The sequence below is a fragment of the Agromyces mediolanus genome (assembly GCF_014648575.1).
Lineage (GTDB): Bacteria > Actinomycetota > Actinomycetes > Actinomycetales > Microbacteriaceae > Agromyces > Agromyces mediolanus.
Map to the genome: position 1 here is coordinate 1035759 of NZ_BMRJ01000001.1, position 19481 is coordinate 1055239.

Below are 19481 nucleotides of genomic sequence, written 5' to 3' on the forward strand. Positions count from 1 at the left end.
GAACTGACGTCATGCCGGCCTGGGCGGGCCAGGGCCGGCCGGGGCGCGGCGGGCACGGCCCGGCAGGGCGCTAGCGGCGGCGGTCGGCGTGCTCGGGCGGCCAGACCACCTCGAAGCGCTCGAAGACGATGTCGTGCGCCTCGGTCCATTCGATGCCGAGGGCGGCGCCGACGCGGGTCCAGTAGTCGCGGTGGCCCTCCCGCCAGCTCGCGAGGGAGCGGTCGCCTTCGCCCTCGTCGAAGGCGAAGCGCTCGTCAACGCTCGTGAACGGTCCGACCCGGAGCTCCACCGAGCGCAGCACGACCCGCGGTCGGCCCGTCGAGTCGCACGCGATCCAGTGGCTGCCGACGCGCGGGAGCGGCTCGCCCGCTGCCTCGAACTCCGCGACGAGTCCCGCCGTGGCGCGCTTCGGCCCGTGGATGACGAGGTCGAGGAGTTCGTCGGTGAGCTCGGGGTAGTCGCCGAAGCGTTCGATCGAGGGCGCCTCGTCCTCGATCCAGTGGGTCGGGCTGGAGGCGCGATACTCGGCCCAGAGGGCGTGGGCGGCGTCGGTGTCGATCGGCGCGTTGTCCATGCTCCGAGTCTGACAGCTCGCGCGGGTCGGCCAGTGCCTCAGTGCTCGGCCACGACCGAGCGGATGGTCGTGCGCTGCACGCCGCCCGGCACGAGCACCTCGTACCGCGCCGGCATCCCGGGCAGCTCCAGGGCGAACCAGAACACGGCGGCGGGTGCGCCGCCGTCGCCCGCGAGCTCGTAGCGGCGGCAGGCCGCGCGGCCGAAGGGGAGTTCGAGCTCCTCGTCGCGCACGATCGTCGTCGCCTCCGGGAACGCCGCGTGCTCCTGCAGCTCGCGCCAGCTCACCCGCCCCCGGCTCACCTCGCCGTCCACCTCTCCGCCGGGCGCGAGCCGCCACTGCTCGAGCGTCGCCCCCTCGGCGTCGCAGTCGACGAAGCGGTTGACCCGCTCGAAGCTCGTGCCGCCGGGCTCCTCGACGAGCAGCCGGATCGTCTTGCCCGAGCCGCTGGCGGCCCGGATCTCCTCGGCGGTGAACGGCGTCGGCAGCAGGCCGGGGGCGAGGCGGTGCGGGTCGGCGTTCGCGGCATCCATAGCGTCATTGTGCGCCCGCCGGGCGCCCACGTCATCCGCCGGCTCGATCGGACCCGGCGTCATGCCGCGTCATCTGCGGCGCCTTCCAGGGGAACTCCATGGTTTCTCATACGTTCGTGCGCCACGCTGGAATCCCGTCACCGCGGCCCGACGCGACCCGTCGAACACGATGAACGAAAGAGTCCCATGCAGAAGCGCACCAAGATCCTCACCGTCTCGATCGTCGCCGGCGCCCTCGTGCTCGGCGGCGCCGCCGCGATCGCGGGCCCCGTCGTCTACCGCGACCTGATCGCCGCGAAGCCGGACACGGCTCCCACGGTCACCGCCGCGCCCGAGGCGAGCACGAGCGATCCCGGTGAGGTCGGCGATCTCAGCGGCAACTGGACGGTCGCCGACGGCTCCTTCGCCGGCTATCGCGTCGACGAGGTGCTGAACGGCACCGACGTCACCGTGACCGGCCGCACCGAGCAGGTCACCGGCGAGCTGACCGTCGCGGGCCTCACGCTCGAGTCGGCCTCCTTCGAGGTCGACGTCGCCTCCATCGCGACCGACTCCGCCAACCGCGACGACTACTTCCGCACCGAGGCGCTGCGCACCGACGAGTTCCCGACGGCGAGCTTCGTGCTCACCGAACCGATCACGGTGGATGCCGCACCCGCCGTCGGCGAGGTGCGGACCGTCCAGGCGACGGGCGAGCTCACCCTCGCGGGTGTCACGAAGCCGGTCACGGTCGAGCTGCAGGCCGTGCTGAACGGCGCGACCGGGCAGGTCGCCGGCAGCATCCCGATCACCTTCGCGGACTTCGGCGTCGAGGCGCCGAACCTCGGCTTCGTCTCGGTCGAGCCGAACGGCACCGTCGAGTTCTCGCTGGAACTCAGCCGCGCCTGACCCGCACCGGATCTGCGAGCACCGTCGTGCTGCCGCGGCCGCCGTCCCGACCATCGCCCTCGCGGTGGAACTCGTGGTCGGCGCCGCGGCGGCAGCGGCAGCGCACGTGGATGCGCTCGCCGGTCTCGGGGACGGTGAAGATCTCCGCGTGCTCGGTTGGGGCGGCACCCGGGAAGGCGGGGGAACGGGTCATACCTGAGAGACGGCGGATGCCGCTCAGGATGACGCGGATCGCTCAGCCGTGCAGCGCATTCACAGCTCGGCCGGCGTCGGCGGATCGTCGGCCCGGGGCCCGCCCAGACCGTGCCGCTCGGCGAGCCAGGTGTCGACGTGCACGGAACGGGCGCGCTCGAGCGCGGCATCCGTGCGTTCGAGCACCGGCCGGCTGCGGTGCAGCGGAACGTCGAGCGCGACCCAGAGGAACGCGCGGAGCGTGGGGTGGGCGAGCATGCGCTCGACGTCCTCGTCGCTGACCGGGACGTCCCGCGTGAGCACGAGCTCCTCCAGCTTCGGCGCATCGAGCACCGGCGCGAGGGAGCGCAGTCCGCGCAGCATGCCGAGCTCCACCCGGAGCAGCCGTTCGTTGCCCCCGAGGGACGGCAGCTCCTCGAGCTTCGGCTGCGCGTAGAGCTACAGCACCTCGAGGCCCGTGCAGGAGGCCAGCGCCGAGGCGTCGTCGAGCCCGCGCACGTGCGAGACCCGCAGCACCTCGAGCCCGCTGCAGCCGCGGACGGCTTCGAGATCGGTCCCGCTCCCGCCGACGAGCTCCAGCCAGCCGAGCGCGGGGAGTGCGGCGTAGGCGCCCGGCCCGGCCTTCACGCCGTCGGCGCGGAGCCGCCTGGTGGCCCGATGGCGTTCGGCGAACGCGGCATCCGCCCGTTCCTTCGCGACGAGCGCCGGAGCGATCGCGCGCCAGTCCGACCGTGCGCGGGGATCCGGGGCGGCGGGCTCGGGTTGCGACATGGCGCCAGCCTAACGAGCGCCCGGAGGGTCAGCCGGCCGGACCGTCGACGACGCGATCGCGCCGGCTCGGGTCGGTGAACACGCTCAGGTAGATCGCCTCGGCGAGGCCGGTCTCGCGGCTCGCGATGGCCTCGAAGAGGAAGCGGTGCCCGCGCTTCACCTCCGCCGCCATGGGGGCGTGGGCGACGAGTATGCGCATGCGCGCCTCGACCAGCCGGCCGATCTCGAGCAGCAGCCGGTTCTCGGCCATCACGTAGACCTGCCGGCGGAAGGCGAACATGCGGTCCAGCAGTTGCTCGGGGTCGTCGGGCGAGAGGCGCTCCTCCTCCAGCAGGCAGCCCTCGAGCAGGGCGAGCTCGTCGCGCGTCGGGCGCTGCGCCGCGAGGCGGCTGGCCAGTACGTCGAGCGTCACGCAGACGTCGAAGAAGTCCGCGGCCTCCTCGGGCGGGATGGCCCGCACCCGGGAGGGGATGCGCGAGGTGCCGTCGGTCGCGAGCCCCTCGAAGCGCAGCGCGTCGATCGCCTGCCGCACCGGGATGCGGCCGACGCCGTACTCCTGGGAGAGGGCGCGCTCGGAGAGCACCTCGCCGGGACGCCGGCGTCCGGCGATGATGTCGGCGCGGACCCCCTCGATGACGGGGGCCGCGTCGCTCGACTCCGCGTCGGCGGACTCCCCCTCGGCGGCGTCGCCGCCGGCCGGTCGCGTGGGCGTGCTGCGCGGCGCACCCGGCGCCAGCGCGTCGTCGAGGCGGCGCAGCATCCGTTCCTGGCGGGCGGCCCGCAGGTGCGCGCTGAACTCGGCCATCGCCGCATCCGCCGCGTCCGCGTCCCGCGCCTCGAACGCCGCGAGGAACCGCCGGTAGTACGGCAGTGGCGCCGTCGCCGAGCGCTCCGCGAGGGCGAACATGCGCTGCGTGCGGCTGAGCAGCGCGTCGTGGATCTCGAGCAGCGGCCGGTTCGCGCTGGCGAGGTAGGTGTCGGAGCGGAATCGCACGCCGACCCGCGCGAGCTCGTCGCGGTCGCCCGCCGCCTCGGCGGCCTCGGCGGCGGCGACGTGGCCGCGGAACCGCTCGAGGTCGGCCTCGCCGCGCCGCACGGCGGCCGTGCGGACGGCCAGCCGGTCGAAGGCGTGGTGGAGTTCGGCGACGTCGGCCACGTCGGAGCGCGTCATGGGCCGCACGAAGCTGCCGCGCCGGGGGAGCTGGTCGACGAGGCCGTCGAGCGTGAGCCGCCGGATCGCGATGCGCACGGGCAGCCGGCTGACCTCGTACTCCTCGGCGATGGTGCGCTCGACGAGGTGCTCGCCGCCCGGCCTGGTGCCGTCGATGATGTCGTCGCGGAGCCCCCGAAGGACCCGCTCGACGGCGGTGTCGTCGTTGCTGCGTGTCCTCGGCATCCCTATAAGGGATACCACAGCGGCGTCCGGTCGGGGGAACCGGACGCCGCTGCGGTCAGCCACGCCCCACCGCCGGGTCGACGACGACGGAGCGCGGGTCGTGGGCCTAGCCGACGCCCTCGAGCGCGTCGGTCTCGGTGTTGCCGATCCGGGCGATGACCTCGGGGCGGCGCTTGGCGAGGTGCAGGTACCAGGCGATCGCAGCGATCATCGTGACGAGGAACAGGTAGGGGATGACGTTCAGCGGCCACGCCGGCACCGGCCACACGTTCGCGAAGAACACGTAGGCCATGGCCGCGACCGAGACGATCGCGCAGAACCAGACGAGCCCGTTGCGCATCTTCTCGCGCTGCGTGTAGGCCACGCAGGCGATCGCGACGAGCGCGTAGGCGACCATGTAGCCGTAGGTGCCGTAGGTGTCGACCCACACGACGATGTCCATCGGGTTCACGCCGATCGCGAGCAGGACCAGGTCGAGCACGATCGCGGCGGGGCCGGCGATGAGCAGCACCCGGTGCGGCGTGAGGTGGCGGTCGTGGGTGCGGCCGAAGCGCTCGGCGACCACGCCCTCCTTGCCCATCACGTAGATGATGCGGCCGACGACGTTCAGCGGGGCGACCACGACGGCGAAGAACGAGGCGCCGACGCCGAAGGTCAGGATCGGGGCGAACCAGGCCGGCATGCCGATCTGCGTGGCGATGGCCTCGAGCGGGCTCGCGACGGTGCCGAGGTCCTCGCCGAGCACCGCGATCTGGGTGTACGCGGCGAAGACGTAGAGGATGCCGACGGTGACCGCGCTCCACATGATGGCGCGGGGGATGGCGGTGTACGGGTTGCGCGCCTCGCGGCCGAGGGCGTCGGCCGAGGAGAAGCCGACGAAGCCCAGGATGCCGAGCACCATGCCGGCGGCGACGCCCTGGAACGGCACGCCCTCGAAGGAGAACTGCGCCGGGTCCCAGGCGGCCGGGCCGGCCCAGACGAGGGCGAGCACGAGCAGGATGAGGATGATCGTGACCGAGACGAGCTCGAGCACGAGCGAGACGCGGGCCGAGAGGCGGATGCCGCGGATGGTGAACAGCGTCGCGAGGCCGCCGAGCACGACGGCGAGCGCCATCGACCAGCCGAGGCCCTCGGCGGGGACGCCGATGAGCAGCAGGAACTGGTTCATGTACGACACGGCGCCGCCGAGCGAGCCGGCCGCGATGCCCCAGCAGCCGACGAGGAGGGCGATGCCCGCGAGGTACGCGCCGAACGGCCCGAGGCCCTTCGACACGTAGGTGTAGAGGGATCCGGCCGAGGCGTGCCGCTTCGCGAAGACGGCGACGCAGTAGCCCACGGCGAGGATGACGAGGGTGGCCAGCACGAAGGAGAGCATCGTTCCGTTGCCGGCGCCGAGGTAGATGCCGGCGGCGGTGAACGCGATGACGGCGCTCGGGGCGATGTTGGCGATGGCCTGGGCGGCGAGCTCGGGCCCGCTCATGACGCCGCGGCGGAGGCCGGCGTCGACGGGGGCCTGCGCGGGGGCGCCGGCCTGGGTGGGGGCGGTCATGGCAACTCTCCAATGAGTCGGGTGGGGGAACGGAGGAAGAGCGGTGGTGCGGGGGTGCCGGCCCGGGCGGCCGGTCGCGCTGCGGCCGGGCGCCCGGATCGGCGGACGGGCGTCAGGGGATGAGGAGGGTGCGCAGCGCCTCGCCCGACTCGAGGTCGTCGAAGGCTGCGGCGGCCTCGACGAGCGGGCGCCGGGCCGAGATGAGCGGGTCGAGCTTCAGCTGGCCGTCCATGTAGCGGTCGACGAGCGCGGGGATGTCGATCGAGGGGCGCACCGAGCCGTAGTTCGAGCCGAGGATGCGCTGGTCGGCCTCCGCGAGCACGAGCGGCTCGAAGCTGGCCTTCGCGCCGGTCGGCGGCAGGCCGACGATGACGGCGGCGCCGCCGAGGCCGAGCATGCGGATGGCCTGCTCGGTCGTGACGGTGCGGCCGATCGCGTCGAAGGCGTAGTCGACGCCGTCGGGGATGAGCTCGAACAGCTGCTCGACGGCGTCGCCCTTCGAGGCGTCGATGCGGTCGGTCGCGCCGAACTGCAGCGCGAGCTGGGTCTTCTCGGGCAGCACGTCGATCGCGACGATCCGCTCGGCGCCGGCGAGCTTCGCGCCCTGCACGACGTTCAGGCCGACCCCGCCGCAGCCGATGACGACGACGGTCGAGCCGGGCTCGACGGCCGCGGTGTTGAGCACCGCGCCGACGCCGGTGGCGACCGCGCAGCCGACGACCGCGATGACGTCGAGCGGGGCGTCATCGCGCACCTTCACCGCGCCCGATGCCGGCACGACGACCTCCTCGGCGAAGGAGGAGACGCCGAGGTAGTGGTGCAGCTCCTCGTCGCCGCTGCTCAGGCGCGAGGTGCCGTCGAAGAGCACGCCCTTCGGCGCGACCACGGTGGCGACCTTCTGGCAGCGGGCCTCGTGGCCCGAGCGGCAGTAGCGGCACTCGCCGCACGGCGGCACCCAGCTGAGCACGACGTGGTCGCCGACGGCGAGGGAGGTGACGCCCTCGCCGAGCTCGACGACCACGCCGGAGCCCTCATGACCCATGACGAGCGGAGCCGGGGCGTCCCATTCCCCTCGCTTCACGTGCAGGTCGGAGTGGCAGACTCCGGCCGCGGCGATCTTCACGCGGACTTCGCCGGCCTTCGGGGCGGCGAGGGCGACCTCGGCGACCTCGATCGGCGTCTCCGGCTCGCGGAAGACGATGGCTTTCATGATGCTCCCTTGGATCTGTTGCTGGGCATGCCGATGCTAGGCACGGAGTCGAGGGTCCGTCATTGCGAAGAAGTGTGAACCCAGGCCGATTCGATCGACATTCCGTACAATCGAGGGATGGCCCGGCGACTCGACTCCGTCGCGGCGACCCTCGGCGGCGAGCTCGTCGAGGGGCGCGTCGACCCGTCGACCCCCGTCGACGCCGCCGTGCCGCTCACCGACTTCGCCGTCGTCGGGCACCCCGCGTTCGCGACCCTCGTCGTCGGCACCGCCGCCGAGCTGCTCGCGGCGCTCCGCGCGGGCGACGCGCGCTCGCTCGCGCTCGCCGGAGCCGTGCTCGTCGCCCCGGCGCCGACGAGCGCGTTGCGCGCCGCGCTCGCCGAGGCGAGGGCGGCGGCGATCTTCGGCCGGGGTCAGCCGCCCGAACTCCTGCACGCCGCGCTTGTCGCGCAGCTCGCCGACGACCGCGCCGCCGAGGATCGGCTCGTCACCACCGGCACCAAAGTGCTCACGCAGGTCGCCCGCCGCGGCGGCGCCCGCGCGGTCGTCGCCGAGCTCGCGCACCGGATCGACGGCTGGGCGGTGCTGCTCGACGTGCACGGCCAGGTCATCACCACGGCCGGCGCGGGCGGGCTGCACGTGCAGGACGCCGTGGCCGTCGCGTTCCACCGGCCGGTGCGGGTGCGGCATCCGGGCCTGCAGGTGCACGCGGTCGGCCCCGGCGAGGACCTCACCGCCTACCTCGTCGTCTCCTCCCGGGAGGCCTCGACGAGCCGCACCCGCGACCTCGCCTCGCAGGCCGCCGCGCTCCTCGACCTCCTGCTGCGCACCCACGACCACGGCGGCACCGAGCGGCTGGGTCGCTCGGTCATGGTCGACACCCTGCTGGCGGGCGGCCCGGAGGCATCCGAGCTGCTGCATCGCTGGGGCGTGCGCGACCGCAGCCTCACCGCGTTCGCGCTCACCAGCCGCTCGAAGGGCGTCGACCTCGAGCGCCTCGTGACCCGCTGGCTCGACGAGCTCGGCGCGGTGCACGTCGTGACGGAGTCGCACGAACGGGTCATCGGCTTCCTCCGCGACGGCCAGGTGGACGCCTTCGCCCGCCGGGTCGAGGAGTTCCTGCTCGACGGCCGGGTCGTGCTGCGCCTCGGCCTCGGCTCCTCCGCCCCGGTCGACGCGCTGGCCCGCAGCGCCGGCGAGGCGCGGCAGGCGCACGAGGCGGCCGTCGCCGACGCGCGCGCGGTGGTGCGGTACCGCGCGCTGCCGACGGTCGCCTACGTGCTCGATCGGCTCGACGAGGATGCCTCGGCGCGCATCGGCGATCTGCTCGAGCCGCTCGCGGGCGGCGACGGCGAGCTGCTGCGCACGCTGCGCGTCTACCTCGCCGAGCACGGGGCGCTCGGCGTGACCGCGACCGCCCTCGGCATCCACCGGCAGACCCTGGCGACGCGATTGCTCCGCATCGAGGAGCTCACCGGGCTGTCGCTCGCGAGCCCCGACGACCGCACGGCGGCCTGGCTCGCCATCCGGGCGCTCGAGCGCTGACGCGCGTCGGGGTCGGCGCCCTCAGAACCCGACGGTGAAGACGACGTGCTGGCCCTCGCGGCGCGCGGCCTCGAAGAACGGGCGGAGCCCGGCGAGCATCGCGAGCGCGTAGCCCTGCTCGTCGGGGCCGAACTCGGGGTTGCGCAGCTCCTCCGGCATCTCGGCGTACGCGGCGGCGAACGCCGCGTCGTCGAGGCCGGCGAGGTAGTCGGCCACCTCGGCAGTCTCGCCCGGGTCGAGGTGCGTGATCCATGCCGCGTCGTCATCCTGCTGCAGGGAGCGTGCGCCGCCGATGACGCCGCGCGCCGGCCACTCGTCCGCCTCGCCCGCCGGAGCGAGCGCGCAGGCGATCGGGTCCCAGGCCTTGTCGGTCTCGCACGCCCTGGCCCAGACCTCCTCGTCGGCCTCGAGCTCGGCGAGCACGGCGCCGAGTCGCTCGTCGTCGCCGGCGGCCTCGCGCACCCGCGCGGCCTCGGCATCGGTCAGGCGGAAGTGCACTCCGAGTTCCATGGCTCGAGTCTGCCAGCACTGCGCCGAGCCGGTCCGGCGAATGGTCGCCCGGGGGGTGAGTTCCGCGGGTATGTGCGCGGGAGTTCACCCAGTTTTCAGGGTATCAACGTTGCTCGCATGGTATCCCGTCACATAGCATCGGTGCATCAGGGGGCGGCGCGCTGTCCGGGGAGCGAAGCAGGAGGACCGTCATGGCGAATCGGACGACGGTGCGCCGCCGAGGCATCCGCCCCGTGCGCCGCGCGCTGGCCGCGCTGGCCGCGGTCGCGGTGATCGCCGGCGGGATGGTCGCTGGGACGGCCGGCAGCGCCCAGGCCGCGACCGAGACCGGCTGCTCCATGGCCGACGCCGGCTCGGGGCGCTTCGCGAGCACGCTGTGCTGGTTCGATTTCAGCGGGTACGACTCGGCGCAGGCCAGGAGCGCGGCCGGGCAGGAGATGGTCGTCGCGTTGCCCGGCGGGTCGCGCATGAACTTCACCCTCAAGACCTCCGGCGGGCTCATCCGGACCGTGCCGTTCCCGAGCTGGAGCGGCGCCTATCTCGGCAACCGCGAGTACCGGGGCGTCGGCGGCGAGCCAGCGCTCTACCAGACCGGCCACCGGACCACGACCGACCTCACGCTGAGCGACATCCGGGTGGTCAACGCCTTCGGCCAGGAGATGAGCGCGTTCGCCCTCGTCGGCGCCGATGCCGAGAGCACCGACACGAACGAGTCCATCCGCTGGATCTCCAGCAATCCCATCTTCTCCTTGACCGCGAACGGATCCGACCCCGGCGTCGGCACCGCCTGCGACGGGCGACTGCCTGGCCTCGGCACCACGCAGGTCACCTGTGCGGCCACTCGCTCGGTCAACAAGACCGGCAACGCGATCGTCGCGAGCGAGAACCCGGACTTCTGGACCCAGCGGATGGTCGGCGGGGGCGTGCAGGCCGTCGCCTTCGGCGTGCTGCTCTCGCAGCTCGAGCTGAACAAGCGGGTCGAGTCCCGCTTCGCCGGCGACGACTTCCGCATCTCGATCGGCGGGGAGGACGGCACCTGGGTGTTCGGCGACACGACCGGGCCGACCGGCACGAGCGCGACGACCGGCCGGCAGACGGTCGTCGCGAAGGGGATGGAGACCCGTTTCACCTTCGCCGAGCGCACGCTCGCCGGCACGATGTCGAACTACGACGCGACGTGGGCCTGCACGAGGAACGGCACGGCCGACCCGACCCTGCCGACCGGGCGCTCGCCCGAGTACCGGGCCGAGGTGCACGTGGGCATCGGCGACCTCGTCTCCTGCACCATCACGAACGCCCGGAAGCGCACGGGGCTCTCGCTCGTGAAGCGCGTCGCCGAGATCGAGGATGTGAACGGCAACGGGATCACCGACGCGGGCGACCGCATCCGCTACGCCTTCCGGATCACCAACACCGGTGAACTGCCGCTGAGCGAGGTGCGGATCGACGACCCGATGCTCGGCCCGGTCAGCTGCCCGCCGGGGGAGCTCGCGCCGGATGCCTCGATCGAGTGCACGGCCGACGCGCCGTACACGGTGACGGTCGAGGACGAGCGGGCGGGCGCGGTCGAGAACACGGCCACGGCTTCCGGCCGCATCAGCGGCACGAGCGAGGACGCGAGCTCGCCCCCGTCCCGCACCAGCACCCCGGTGCAGGCCGCCGACCCCTCGCTCTCGCTGACGAAGGCGGCCACGCCGTCCGCCGCGGCGGACTTCGTGGTCGGGCAGGAGATCACGTACACCTTCGTGGTCACCAACACCGGCAACGTCCCCATCGACGGGGTGACGATCAGCGAGGACGCGTTCTCGGGCAGCGGCGAGCTCTCCGAGATCCAGTGCCCCGCCGACCGCACGCTGCACCCCGACGACACGATGACGTGCACCGCGAGCTACACGATCACGCAGGCGGATGTGGACGCCGGTTCCCTCAGCAACACCGCGAGCGCGAGTGGCGAGCCGGCCGGCGGGGGCGAGCCCGTCGAGTCGGAGCCCGCCGAGGAGGAGCTGCCGAGCGACCCCGAGCCGGCCATCGGACTCGAGAAGCGCGCGAGCCCGCGCACGGTCGCGCGCGCCGGCGAGATCGTCACCTACACCTTCCACGTGACGAACACGGGCAACGTGACCCTGAGCGATCCGCAGATCACCGAGCTGGCGTTCTCGGGCACCGGCGGGCCGCTGGACGTCTCCTGCCCCACCGGCCCGTTCGCGCCCGGCGACTCCGTGGACTGCACCGCGAGCTACGAGGTGACCCAGGCCGACGTCGACGCCGGGCGGATCGACAACAGCGCGACGGCCGCCGCCACGCCCCCGCCGGGTCAGGCGCGGCCCGTGTCCGCGGAGTCGAGCGCGGTCGTGACGATCCCCGCCGAGCGAGGACTGACGCTCGTGAAATCCGCCGACGCGGGGGAGTTCGGCGAGGTCGGGCAGACGATCGAGTACCGCTTCGTGGTGACGAACACGGGCAACGTGACCGTGGACGGCATCAGCGTCGACGAGGTGGAGTTCAGCGGGGCCGGCGAGCTCTCGGCGATCGAGTGCCCGAGCTCGACCCTCGGCGGTGGGCAGTCGATGACGTGCACGGCGAGCTACGAGGTGACCCAGGCCGACCTCGACCGGGGCGAGCTCACGAACGGCGCCACCGCGAGCGGCACGGCCGTGGGCGAGTCGGAGCCGATCGTCACCCCGCCCAGCGAGGTGATCGTGGAGGCGGCACAGCGACCCTCGCTGGGGCTGGTCAAGTCGGTCGAGCCCGGCGAGGCCGAGGTCGGGGACACTGTGATCTATCGTTTCGTGATCACGAACACCGGCAACGTCTCGGTGGTCGACCCCTGGATCGACGAGACCGGCTTCACCGGCGCGGGCGAGCTGAGCGACGTCTCCTGCCCGCAGCTCGTGCTCGCCCCGGGCGAGTCGGCCGAGTGCACGGCCAGCTACACCGTCTCCGCCGGCGACGGCGGTGCCGGCTCGGTGCGCAACACTGCCGTCGCCTCGGCCTACCCGCCCGACGGTGCGGCGACGCCGCGATCCGGCGAGTCCCACGCGATCCTCGTCGTGCACGCGCCGGCGCTGCCGAGCACGCCGCCCGCGCAGGCGACGCCGGTGCCCGGCGAACTGCCGCGCACCGGCGTCGAGCTCGGCGCCGGAATCGTGCTCATCGTGGTCCTGTTGCTGACCGTCGGCGGGGGTGCGATGGTCGTCGCACGTCGCCGACGGATCGACGACTGAACGTCACGACGGCCCGGACACGCCCGTCGCCCCTCAGCTCGCGCCGCGAGCCGCGCCGCGGGTGCGGAGCGCTGCGGCCACCATCTCCTCCGTCTCCTCGCGCGTGCGCCACGGCAGCTCGAAGGCGGGGTCCTCGAGGAGATCCGCGATCGAGTGCACCCCGCCGATCCACCCGATGCCGGGCACGAAGAGCGCCGGGGCGGTCGCCAGCATCCGAGCCTGCTCGCCCGGATCGCGAGCCTCGGCGAGCGCGGCGAGGAGGGGCTGGGTTCGGATGCCGGCGAGGACCCGGCTGCGATGCGCCGTCATGGCAGCACGGTACGTCGGCGAGGTACGTAGGCATCCCGGAGCAGATACGTACATCGCCGGGCGCGACGTCGAAATCGCGGGATCGGCGGGCTGCCCGGTCCGCCTAGCCGTCGGGCTCGGACAATTGAACGCCGTGCCGCGCGGCGAGCTCGGGGGTGAGGTCGTGCCGGCTCGCCAGGTTCAGCTTGCGCAGGATCCGGCCCACATGCACGCTCACGGTGCGGCGGGACCGGCCGAAGCGTTCGCCGATCTCCCGGTCACTGAGTCCTTCGACGATGAGCGTGGCGACCTCCCGTTCACGATCGGTCAGGATCGAGTCGCCGGCATTGGCCTGCACATCGAGACCGCGCTCGGTGAGCCGGACGAGCGTCCGCCGGACGGTCGCCGGAATCTCCGTCGCGCTGCGGCGGACCAGGCGCATCGAGAGGACCTTCGCGTCGTGCACGAGCTCCGAGGACGTGAGCTGCCGGACGAGGTCGATCATCCCGTGGACATCGCGCGCACCGACGGCGCGCGCCATCCGCGCGAGGAGCGCCGGGCCGCCCTCCAGCGGTTCGGGCCCCTCCAGCTGCTCGGCCAGCCACTGCCAGAGCTCGGGCCGGTGATCGGCCCCGAGCTCGTCTGCGCGACGGTAGGTCGCGAACAGCTCCAACAGCCGGAAGCCGCGGGCGCGGGCCGCCTCGGCGGCGGCGACGTAGCCGGCGAGCCCCTCGTCGTGCAGGCCCTCGGGGCGCAGTTGCGTCGCCGCGATCCCTCTGAAGTGCTCGACCGCCTCCGCCAGGAGCTCGGAGCGGGCCTCCAGCTCGTAGGCCTGATCGAGCAGCAGGCGTGCGCGCTCGCCGTCCCCGAGCATCGAGCTCGCGATCGAGGCGATGGCCGCGGCGAAGGGGGCGAGCGCCCGGTCGCCGATCGGCCACCGCCCGCCCGGCAGCAGCGGGTCGATGAGCAGCCGACCCGCGGTGAGCTCGCCGCGGTAGACCGCCTGCCCGCCCCACAGCAGGCTCGTGAGGGCGGCCCGGCCGCGGAGGTCCACGGTCGGAGCGAGGGCCTCGGTCGCGGCGGCGAAGTCGGGCACGAGCATCGCCCCGGTCACCCGGAGGAAGAGGCTGATCGCGGCATCCACCGGGGCGCCCTCGTCGATCCGGTCCGCTGCGGCGTTCCGCTCGAGCGCGGTCAGCGGCCGCCCGTCGAGCCAGGCGCGCAGGGCCAGCAGGCGATGGGCCCGCGCCGACGAGGACTCGGAACCGACCGCCGATTCGGACCGCGCAGCGAACCCGGTCCAGTCGAACGCTGATCGCGGGCCCAGGAGTGCGCGCGCGGCACCGAGCACGGCTGCGCTCGCCGGCTGCACTTCGGCCGCGCGCGCGATCACCGCCTCGAGCGCATCGGCGAGGCCGGCGCTGCGCGAGTGCCGGAAGCGGCCGAGCGCGAGGGCGAGTCCGAGGGCCTCCAGCTCCGCGGGGTCGGGGTGCGTCAAGGCGAGGAGCTCGCTCGTCTCCTGGAGCGCCCGCTCCTCGTCGTCGCTGCACGCCGCGCAGTAGGCGGCGGTGGCTCGGGCGGCCGGCGACCGCACCGGATCGAGCGCCATCACGGCCAGCGCCCGCGCGTGGCGGCCCGTCCGTGCGAGGTGATCGACGGCGAGTTCCTCGAGCGGCGCCGGCAGGCGCAGCCGTGCTCGACCCGCCCAGTCGGCCAGCTCGGCGGCCCGCACGCCGGCGGTCGCATCGTCCGCCTCGACCACGGCGGCGGCACGTCCGAGCAGGAGCCGCCTGGCGCCCTCGGGCTGGCGGGCGGCGAGCTCCCAGCCGAGGGCGGGCGAGGAGAGGCGCGCCACCCCGCCGTCGACGATCACCCGGCCGGCCTGCTCGAGCTCGACAGCGCGGGCGAGCAGGCCGAGGCGATCGAGCTCACCGAGGCGGAGCCCGCCGCTCAGCGCGAGCGCGTGGCCCGCCTCGTCGCCGAGCAGTGCGGGGACGATCGACCAGTCGGGCAGCCGCGCCGCCGCGGGCTCCTCGAGTCGGAGCTGGAGGATGCCGCGATCGATCTGGATGCCCCCGTTCACGACGAGCAGCTCCAGCAGCCAGCACAGCGCCCGGAACGAGCCGCCGGACGCGGCGGACAATGCCGCGGCGTCGGGCTCGGTCGGCCTCGCCCCGAGCAGCCGCTCGACGGTCCGCCGTGTGGTCTCGCCGGCCATCTCGGGCAGCACGATCCGCACCGCCCCCTGGGCGAATCGCGGCGCGCGCGCCGCGGAGCGGTCCGAGTGGATGAGCACGAGTTTCACTCCGGTGTCGCGGCTGGCCAGGTGGGTGAGCACCCGGAGGCTGCGCGCGTCGGCGCGCTCGGCGCCGTTCACGATCACCGTCACCTCGCCGGCCCGCTTCGCGACCTCCGACGCCAACCGCTCGACGCTCCGGACCGGGACGGCGTCCGCGTGATGCAGCCCGAGCTCCTCGAGGAGCCAGCCGTCGCCCCGCGCACCGCTCTCGGCGGCGTCGGCGGTGCGGACGAGGACGGGCGCGGGCCGTCGTCCCGCGAGCGCGCGCGCCAGCGGGAAGCGACCCGACCCGTGCGCGCCGATCAGGACCGCCGTGCCGGCCCGTGCCCACCGGCGGGCCAGCTCATCGAGTTCGCGCTCCGGGAGGGGGATCGCGTGATCGAACGATGAGCCAGGCATCCTCGACTTCCCACCACACACGGCGCACTCGCCTCGACGACGACCGGTCGAACGATCGCGGCGGTGCGCATCACCATGCGTCCGGCCGCGGCTGGAGTCGGGGCTCCCGCCGGAGGCGGACGTACCGGAGATGCTGCCAGGGGCCGCCGTCCAGCCGCAAGCGGGCAGCACGGGCGCGGTGTGCCTTGTTCGGGGGGTACTTCGCGCGTCCGAGCGCCGTTCATGCCGGACGGATAGCATGCGCGCATGACGGGGACGGCTGCGGGGGACGGCCTGTTGGTCGAGACCGAGCTCGGCGCGGTGCACGGCGTGCGCCGCCGCGGCGTGCGGACCTGGCGGGGCATCCCCTTCGCCGCGTCGACCGCCGGAGAGGCGCGGTTCCGGGCCCCTCGGCCCGCGAGCGGCTGGGACGGCGTGCGCGCCGCGCACGAGTACGGCCCGGTCGCGCCGCAGCTGCGTCGGGGGCAGTTCATCGGTGCGGCCCCGCACCTCCCGCGCAGCGAGGACTGCCTGAGCCTCAACGTGATCTCGCCGGAGGGCGTCGGGTCGGGCGCCGGGCTGCCGGTCATGGTGTTCCTGCACGGCGGGGCGTACAGCGTCGGTTCCTCCGGCGAGTACCCGCGCCAGGGCGAGCTCTTCGCGGCGCGGCACGGCGTGGTCTACGTCAGCTGCAACTACCGGCTGGGCGCCCTCGGCTGGCTCGACCTCCGCGCCTACTCGACGCCGGGGCATCCGATCGAGGCGAACCTCGGCCTCCGCGACCAGCTCGCCGCCCTCGAGTGGGTGCGGCGGAACATCCGCGCCTTCGGCGGCGACCCGTCGCGGGTGACGCTCTTCGGCGAGTCCGCCGGCGCGAACTCGGTGACGACGCTCATGACGGTGCCCGCGGCCGAAGGGTTGTTCGCGCGCGCGGTCGCGCAGTCCTCGCCGGCGAACGCCGTCTACCCGGCGGAGGTCGCGCAGCGCTGGGCGGCCGAGTACGTGCGGCTGCTCAGCCGGCTCGTCGACGACGACGACCTCGAGAGCGGGGCGCCGGAGGACGCGGCCCGGATGCTGCGCACCGCCGATCCCGCGGTGCTCGCCCGCGCCACCACGGAGCTCGCCGTGCGCACACCGGACGAGAATCCCGGCACCATCAGCCTGGCCCCGGTGATCGACGGCGAGTTCCTGCCGTGGCGGCCGCTCGACGCGTTCAAGGAGGGGCGCGCCCACCGGGTGCCGCTCGTGATCGGCACCAACGACCGGGAGGGCTCGCTCTTCGAGGGGCGCATCGACATCCTGCCGACGACGAAGCCGCGCATCCGGGCGATCTTCGCGAACACGAAGAAGAAGGCGCGCAAGCGCATCAAGCGGCAGTACCCGGGGCTCCCCGATCGGCGGCCCGCCGCGGACTTCGCCGGCGACTTCACCTTCTGGTTCCCGAGCGTGAAGCTCGCCGAGCGGCACGCGCGCTTCGCGCCGACGTGGAGCTACCGCTTCGACGCGGCGCCGCGGATGGCCCGGCTGCTCGGGCTCGACGCGACGCACGGCCTCGAGCTGTTCGCCCTCTTCGAGAAGTTCGACACCCCCGTCGGCGTGGGGCTCACCGTGCTCGGCGGCCGCGGCATGTTCGTCGCGGTCGGCCGGCGGATGCAGGCGCGCTGGGCCGCGTTCGCCACGAGCGGGAGTCCGGAGCTGGGGCGCACCCCCGGGGGCCGCGGCGACGCGGAGCCGGGCGACGACGGATGGCTCGACTGGCCGCAGTACGGCGAGCCGGAGCGCTTGACCCTGATCCTCGACCGGCGGGACCGGATCGAGGCCGACCCGCGCGGTGAGCGCCGGGTCGCTTGGCAGCGCTTCGTCCCCCACGTCTGAGCGTGGAACTGGTGCGATGTCTCCCCGCGAACGCCGCGCATGAACACTTGAAGTGTTTACACCTTAAATCGGAACGCTGGAATCCCATACGCTTCAGAAGTCCGCAAGACACCGACGTTTGGAGGATCGAATGAAGAAGTTCCGAGCAGCGGCCCTGGCCGCGACCGCGGCCGCCGCGATGGCCGCCACCCTCGCGGTCGCGGCCCCGGCCGAGGCCGCCGGCATGCGCGCCATCACCGGCCGCATCTCGTGCACCGCGTATCCCAACATCACGATCGGCACGACCGCCGTCGCCCGCGGCACCGTGCAGTTCCAGCTCAACAACCCGCAGAACACCAACAGCAACACCGTGAGCCTCGGCTACTCCGCCGCGTACGCGAACTGGGGCTGGAAGTTCTGGACCAACGAGGCCGGAAACTTCTACGCCTACGGCCTCGGTGGCAACGGCGCCGTCTCGTCCGCCAACCGGTACTGCCAAGCGATCTGATGCGGCGTCGGCGCTTCCTCGTCCTCCTCCCGGTCGTCGTGCTCACGCTCGCGGGGTGCAGCCCGACCCCGCCCGCACCGTCGAGCAGCGGCATCGACTCCCTCTTCGCCGGTCCCGACGTGGCGAGCGAGCGGGCGGCCTGCCTGGCCGAGCGGGGGTGGGACGTCCGGCTCGAGGGCACGGCGATCGTCGGGAACATCCCGCCCGAGCAGATGACCGCCTATCAAGCGGACGACCTGGAGTGCTTGGAAGCGGCCGGCATCGACCCGGACGCGCCGCTGTCGGCCGAACAGTACGAGCTGATCTACGACTGGTACGTCGAGATCGAGGACTGCCTCGACGGCGCCGGGTTCCCCGTGCCCGAGCGGCCGTCCCGCGAGGCGTTCGAGGAGACGTACGACAGCGAGCCGTGGATCCCCTGGTCCGCCGTCCCCGATCTCGACGCGCAGCGTGCGGGCGAGCTCTGCCCGATCATGCTGGCGCCGACCAGCTGAGCCGCGAACCCGCGCGGCTCCACCTCGTGCGCGTGCGGTCGCCGATCCCCCCGCGGCCGCACGCGCACTCCCTCCGCCGAGATCCCCTCGCCGGCGACGGTATTCGCTACTCTGCGTGCATGAGCTCGAACGAGCCGGATCGCCGTCGCCTCGACGACCACGATGCGGAACCCGTGGACGACGGCAGCGGCCCCGCCACCACCTCGGCCGAGCGCCTGAAGGCCTTCACCGACGCGGTCGTGGCGATCGCGATGACGCTGCTCATCCTTCCGCTCATGGAGAGCGTCACCGACGCGGGCGCGGAAGGCGGCGGCGTCGTCGCCTGGTTCGGCGAGCACGCCGAGCAGTTGATGAGCTTCGCGCTGAGCTTCGCGCTGATCGCGACCTTCTGGCTCGCCAACCACCGGGTGTTCGCCAGGGTCGAGCGCACCAGTCCCGCGCTGCTCTGGCTCACGATCGGCTGGATGTTCACGATCGTGTGGCTGCCGGTGCCGACGGCGATGCTCGGATCGATGGACACCGATGACGCGCAGAAGCTCGTCTACATCGGCAGCCTCGTGCTCACGAGCGTCATGTCGCTCGCCATCCGCTGGTACCTGCTGCGGCACCCCGCGCTGCACTCGGTCGCCGAGCTGCGGCTGCGCCGCGGCATCCTCGCCGACGTCATCACGACCGGGCTCTTCCTCGTCGCCCTCGCCCTCTCGATCCTGGTGCCCGCGATCGGCTACTGGGCGCTGCTGCTGCTCGTGCTGGTGTCGCCCGTCCACACGCTGCTCTGGCGTGCGCTCGGCCGGGGCGGGCGCCGCAGCTCGACGTAGCCGCCGGCGGCGTCCCGCGCTCCGGGCTCCTCGATCCGGACGAAGCCGTGCCGCGCGTAGAGCCGTTCGGTGGGGTCGCCCGCCCACACCGAGAGCGTGATCGCGCGGCCCGCGGCATCCGCCTCAGTCGCGAGCGAGCGGAGCGCCGCGCTCGCGACGCCGCGGCCGCGGGCCTCCGCGCGGACCGCGAGGTCGACGAGGCGGAGCTCCTCGCCGCTGCGGTCCACGACGAGATAGCCGAGCGCGTCGGCGTCGCCCCGGCCGGCCGGCAGCAGCTCCGCCGTCGCCGCGGGCCGCGACGCCCGCATCGCCTCGAACTTCGCGCGCAGCTGCGCGGCGACCAGCGGCGCGGCGAGCTCCGCCGGGACGCCGGGGAGGCGCTCCCGCAGCACCTCGGCCGCGATCTGCTGCACGAGCGGATGCCGCGGGTCGAGCTCGGCGGTCATCGGT

19 protein-coding genes are annotated in these 19481 nt (G+C 73.6%); 7 read left to right on the forward strand and 12 right to left on the reverse strand.

The window, feature by feature from the left end:
- Nucleotides 1–70: 70 nt before the first annotated feature.
- On the reverse strand, nt 71–574 hold the full coding sequence (locus IEY71_RS04925; protein ID WP_189084146.1) for an ASCH domain-containing protein: 504 nt from the start codon (nt 572–574) through the stop codon (nt 71–73).
- 38 nt (nt 575–612) lie between these two features.
- Nucleotides 613–1107 carry a hypothetical protein gene (locus IEY71_RS04930; protein ID WP_189084147.1) on the reverse strand — a complete coding sequence of 165 codons (495 nt, stop codon included), beginning with the start codon at nt 1105–1107 and terminating at the stop codon, nt 613–615.
- 186 nt (nt 1108–1293) lie between these two features.
- Here IEY71_RS04930 and IEY71_RS04935 point away from each other — a divergent pair, with 186 nt between their 5' ends.
- A complete protein-coding gene (locus tag IEY71_RS04935; RefSeq protein WP_189084148.1) occupies nt 1294–1995 on the forward strand; it encodes a YceI family protein in 702 nt (233 codons plus the stop codon).
- Here the strand turns inward: IEY71_RS04935 and IEY71_RS04940 are convergent.
- The 6 genes from IEY71_RS04940 to IEY71_RS04965 form a co-directional block, all read right to left on the reverse strand.
- Complete coding sequence (locus IEY71_RS04940) at nt 1982–2188, reverse strand: hypothetical protein (RefSeq protein ID WP_189084149.1); 207 nt, start codon at nt 2186–2188, stop codon at nt 1982–1984. The genes IEY71_RS04935 and IEY71_RS04940 overlap by 14 nt on opposite strands.
- Nucleotides 2189–2247: 59 nt before the next feature.
- Nucleotides 2248–2550 (reverse strand): hypothetical protein, encoded by a 303-nt coding sequence (locus IEY71_RS04945; RefSeq protein WP_189084150.1) that lies wholly within the window; start codon nt 2548–2550, stop codon nt 2248–2250.
- A 75-nt stretch (nt 2551–2625) separates the two neighbouring features.
- Nucleotides 2626–2958 (reverse strand): hypothetical protein, encoded by a 333-nt coding sequence (locus IEY71_RS04950; protein ID WP_189084151.1) that lies wholly within the window; start codon nt 2956–2958, stop codon nt 2626–2628.
- 28 nt (nt 2959–2986) lie between these two features.
- The gene (locus IEY71_RS04955) at nt 2987–4354 is read right to left on the reverse strand and encodes a GntR family transcriptional regulator (RefSeq protein ID WP_189084152.1); all 1368 of its coding nucleotides are present in this window, start codon (nt 4352–4354) and stop codon (nt 2987–2989) included.
- A gap of 106 nt (nt 4355–4460) precedes the next feature.
- Nucleotides 4461–5834 carry an APC family permease gene (locus tag IEY71_RS04960; protein ID WP_189085078.1) on the reverse strand — a complete coding sequence of 458 codons (1374 nt, stop codon included), beginning with the start codon at nt 5832–5834 and terminating at the stop codon, nt 4461–4463.
- Between the two features lie 181 nt (nt 5835–6015).
- Nucleotides 6016–7113, reverse strand: coding sequence for an alcohol dehydrogenase catalytic domain-containing protein (locus IEY71_RS04965; protein WP_189084153.1), 1098 nt, complete (start codon nt 7111–7113; stop codon nt 6016–6018).
- A gap of 117 nt (nt 7114–7230) precedes the next feature.
- On the opposite strand from IEY71_RS04965, the gene IEY71_RS04970 reads away from it, so the two are divergent.
- A complete protein-coding gene (locus IEY71_RS04970) occupies nt 7231–8658 on the forward strand; it encodes a PucR family transcriptional regulator (protein ID WP_189084154.1) in 1428 nt (475 codons plus the stop codon).
- A 21-nt stretch (nt 8659–8679) separates the two neighbouring features.
- Here IEY71_RS04970 and IEY71_RS04975 read toward each other — a convergent pair whose 3' ends face one another.
- Complete coding sequence (locus IEY71_RS04975) at nt 8680–9168, reverse strand: DUF1877 family protein (RefSeq protein WP_189084155.1); 489 nt, start codon at nt 9166–9168, stop codon at nt 8680–8682.
- Nucleotides 9169–9359: 191 nt separating this feature from the next.
- Between IEY71_RS04975 and IEY71_RS04980 the strand changes: the two genes are divergently transcribed.
- Nucleotides 9360–12392, forward strand: coding sequence for a CshA/CshB family fibrillar adhesin-related protein (locus IEY71_RS04980; RefSeq protein WP_189084156.1), 3033 nt, complete (start codon nt 9360–9362; stop codon nt 12390–12392).
- Between the two features lie 33 nt (nt 12393–12425).
- Here the strand turns inward: IEY71_RS04980 and IEY71_RS04985 are convergent, their stop codons facing one another.
- Nucleotides 12426–12701, reverse strand: a complete 276-nt coding sequence (locus IEY71_RS04985) for a hypothetical protein (protein WP_189084157.1) — start codon at nt 12699–12701, stop codon at nt 12426–12428.
- 103 nt (nt 12702–12804) lie between these two features.
- Nucleotides 12805–15378 (reverse strand): LuxR C-terminal-related transcriptional regulator, encoded by a 2574-nt coding sequence (locus IEY71_RS04990; protein ID WP_189084158.1) that lies wholly within the window; start codon nt 15376–15378, stop codon nt 12805–12807.
- Nucleotides 15379–15624: 246 nt separating this feature from the next.
- Between IEY71_RS04990 and IEY71_RS04995 the strand changes: the two genes are divergently transcribed.
- The 4 genes from IEY71_RS04995 (at nt 15625) to IEY71_RS05010 (ending at nt 19031) form a co-directional block, all read left to right on the forward strand.
- On the forward strand, nt 15625–17232 hold the full coding sequence (locus IEY71_RS04995; protein WP_189084159.1) for a carboxylesterase/lipase family protein: 1608 nt from the start codon (nt 15625–15627) through the stop codon (nt 17230–17232).
- Nucleotides 17233–17362: 130 nt separating this feature from the next.
- A complete protein-coding gene (locus IEY71_RS05000; protein WP_189084160.1) occupies nt 17363–17719 on the forward strand; it encodes a hypothetical protein in 357 nt (118 codons plus the stop codon).
- On the forward strand, nt 17719–18213 hold the full coding sequence (locus IEY71_RS05005; RefSeq protein WP_189084161.1) for a hypothetical protein: 495 nt from the start codon (nt 17719–17721) through the stop codon (nt 18211–18213). The genes IEY71_RS05000 and IEY71_RS05005 overlap by 1 nt, the downstream gene beginning before the upstream one ends.
- A gap of 119 nt (nt 18214–18332) precedes the next feature.
- Nucleotides 18333–19031 carry a TMEM175 family protein gene (locus IEY71_RS05010; RefSeq protein ID WP_189084162.1) on the forward strand — a complete coding sequence of 233 codons (699 nt, stop codon included), beginning with the start codon at nt 18333–18335 and terminating at the stop codon, nt 19029–19031.
- Here IEY71_RS05010 and IEY71_RS05015 read toward each other — a convergent pair.
- Nucleotides 18938–19477 (reverse strand): GNAT family N-acetyltransferase, encoded by a 540-nt coding sequence (locus IEY71_RS05015; protein WP_189084163.1) that lies wholly within the window; start codon nt 19475–19477, stop codon nt 18938–18940. The two genes, IEY71_RS05010 and IEY71_RS05015, sit on opposite strands and share 94 nt — an antisense overlap.
- Nucleotides 19478–19481: the final 4 nt, after the last annotated feature.

What these genes read in the sequence shown, in the direction of transcription:
- IEY71_RS04955 (WP_189084152.1), bottom strand. Translation starts at nt 4,354, where the DNA reads ATGCCGAGGACACGCAGCAACGACGACACCGCCGTCGAGCGGGTCCTT.
- IEY71_RS04985 (WP_189084157.1), bottom strand. Translation starts at nt 12,701, where the DNA reads ATGACGGCGCATCGCAGCCGGGTCCTCGCCGGCATCCGAACCCAGCCC.
- IEY71_RS04960 (WP_189085078.1), bottom strand. Translation starts at nt 5,834, where the DNA reads ATGAGCGGGCCCGAGCTCGCCGCCCAGGCCATCGCCAACATCGCCCCG.
- IEY71_RS05005 (WP_189084161.1), top strand. Translation starts at nt 17,719, where the DNA reads ATGCGGCGTCGGCGCTTCCTCGTCCTCCTCCCGGTCGTCGTGCTCACG.
- IEY71_RS04965 (WP_189084153.1), bottom strand. Translation starts at nt 7,113, where the DNA reads ATGAAAGCCATCGTCTTCCGCGAGCCGGAGACGCCGATCGAGGTCGCC.
- IEY71_RS04990 (WP_189084158.1), bottom strand. Translation starts at nt 15,378, where the DNA reads ATGCCTGGCTCATCGTTCGATCACGCGATCCCCCTCCCGGAGCGCGAA.
- IEY71_RS05015 (WP_189084163.1), bottom strand. Translation starts at nt 19,477, where the DNA reads ATGACCGCCGAGCTCGACCCGCGGCATCCGCTCGTGCAGCAGATCGCG.
- IEY71_RS05010 (WP_189084162.1), top strand. Translation starts at nt 18,333, where the DNA reads ATGAGCTCGAACGAGCCGGATCGCCGTCGCCTCGACGACCACGATGCG.
- IEY71_RS04950 (WP_189084151.1), bottom strand. Translation starts at nt 2,958, where the DNA reads ATGTCGCAACCCGAGCCCGCCGCCCCGGATCCCCGCGCACGGTCGGAC.
- IEY71_RS05000 (WP_189084160.1), top strand. Translation starts at nt 17,363, where the DNA reads ATGAAGAAGTTCCGAGCAGCGGCCCTGGCCGCGACCGCGGCCGCCGCG.
- IEY71_RS04945 (WP_189084150.1), bottom strand. Translation starts at nt 2,550, where the DNA reads ATGCTGCGCGGACTGCGCTCCCTCGCGCCGGTGCTCGATGCGCCGAAG.
- IEY71_RS04935 (WP_189084148.1), top strand. Translation starts at nt 1,294, where the DNA reads ATGCAGAAGCGCACCAAGATCCTCACCGTCTCGATCGTCGCCGGCGCC.
- IEY71_RS04975 (WP_189084155.1), bottom strand. Translation starts at nt 9,168, where the DNA reads ATGGAACTCGGAGTGCACTTCCGCCTGACCGATGCCGAGGCCGCGCGG.
- IEY71_RS04995 (WP_189084159.1), top strand. Translation starts at nt 15,625, where the DNA reads ATGACGGGGACGGCTGCGGGGGACGGCCTGTTGGTCGAGACCGAGCTC.
- IEY71_RS04940 (WP_189084149.1), bottom strand. Translation starts at nt 2,188, where the DNA reads ATGACCCGTTCCCCCGCCTTCCCGGGTGCCGCCCCAACCGAGCACGCG.
- IEY71_RS04925 (WP_189084146.1), bottom strand. Translation starts at nt 574, where the DNA reads ATGGACAACGCGCCGATCGACACCGACGCCGCCCACGCCCTCTGGGCC.
- IEY71_RS04970 (WP_189084154.1), top strand. Translation starts at nt 7,231, where the DNA reads ATGGCCCGGCGACTCGACTCCGTCGCGGCGACCCTCGGCGGCGAGCTC.
- IEY71_RS04930 (WP_189084147.1), bottom strand. Translation starts at nt 1,107, where the DNA reads ATGGATGCCGCGAACGCCGACCCGCACCGCCTCGCCCCCGGCCTGCTG.
- IEY71_RS04980 (WP_189084156.1), top strand. Translation starts at nt 9,360, where the DNA reads ATGGCGAATCGGACGACGGTGCGCCGCCGAGGCATCCGCCCCGTGCGC.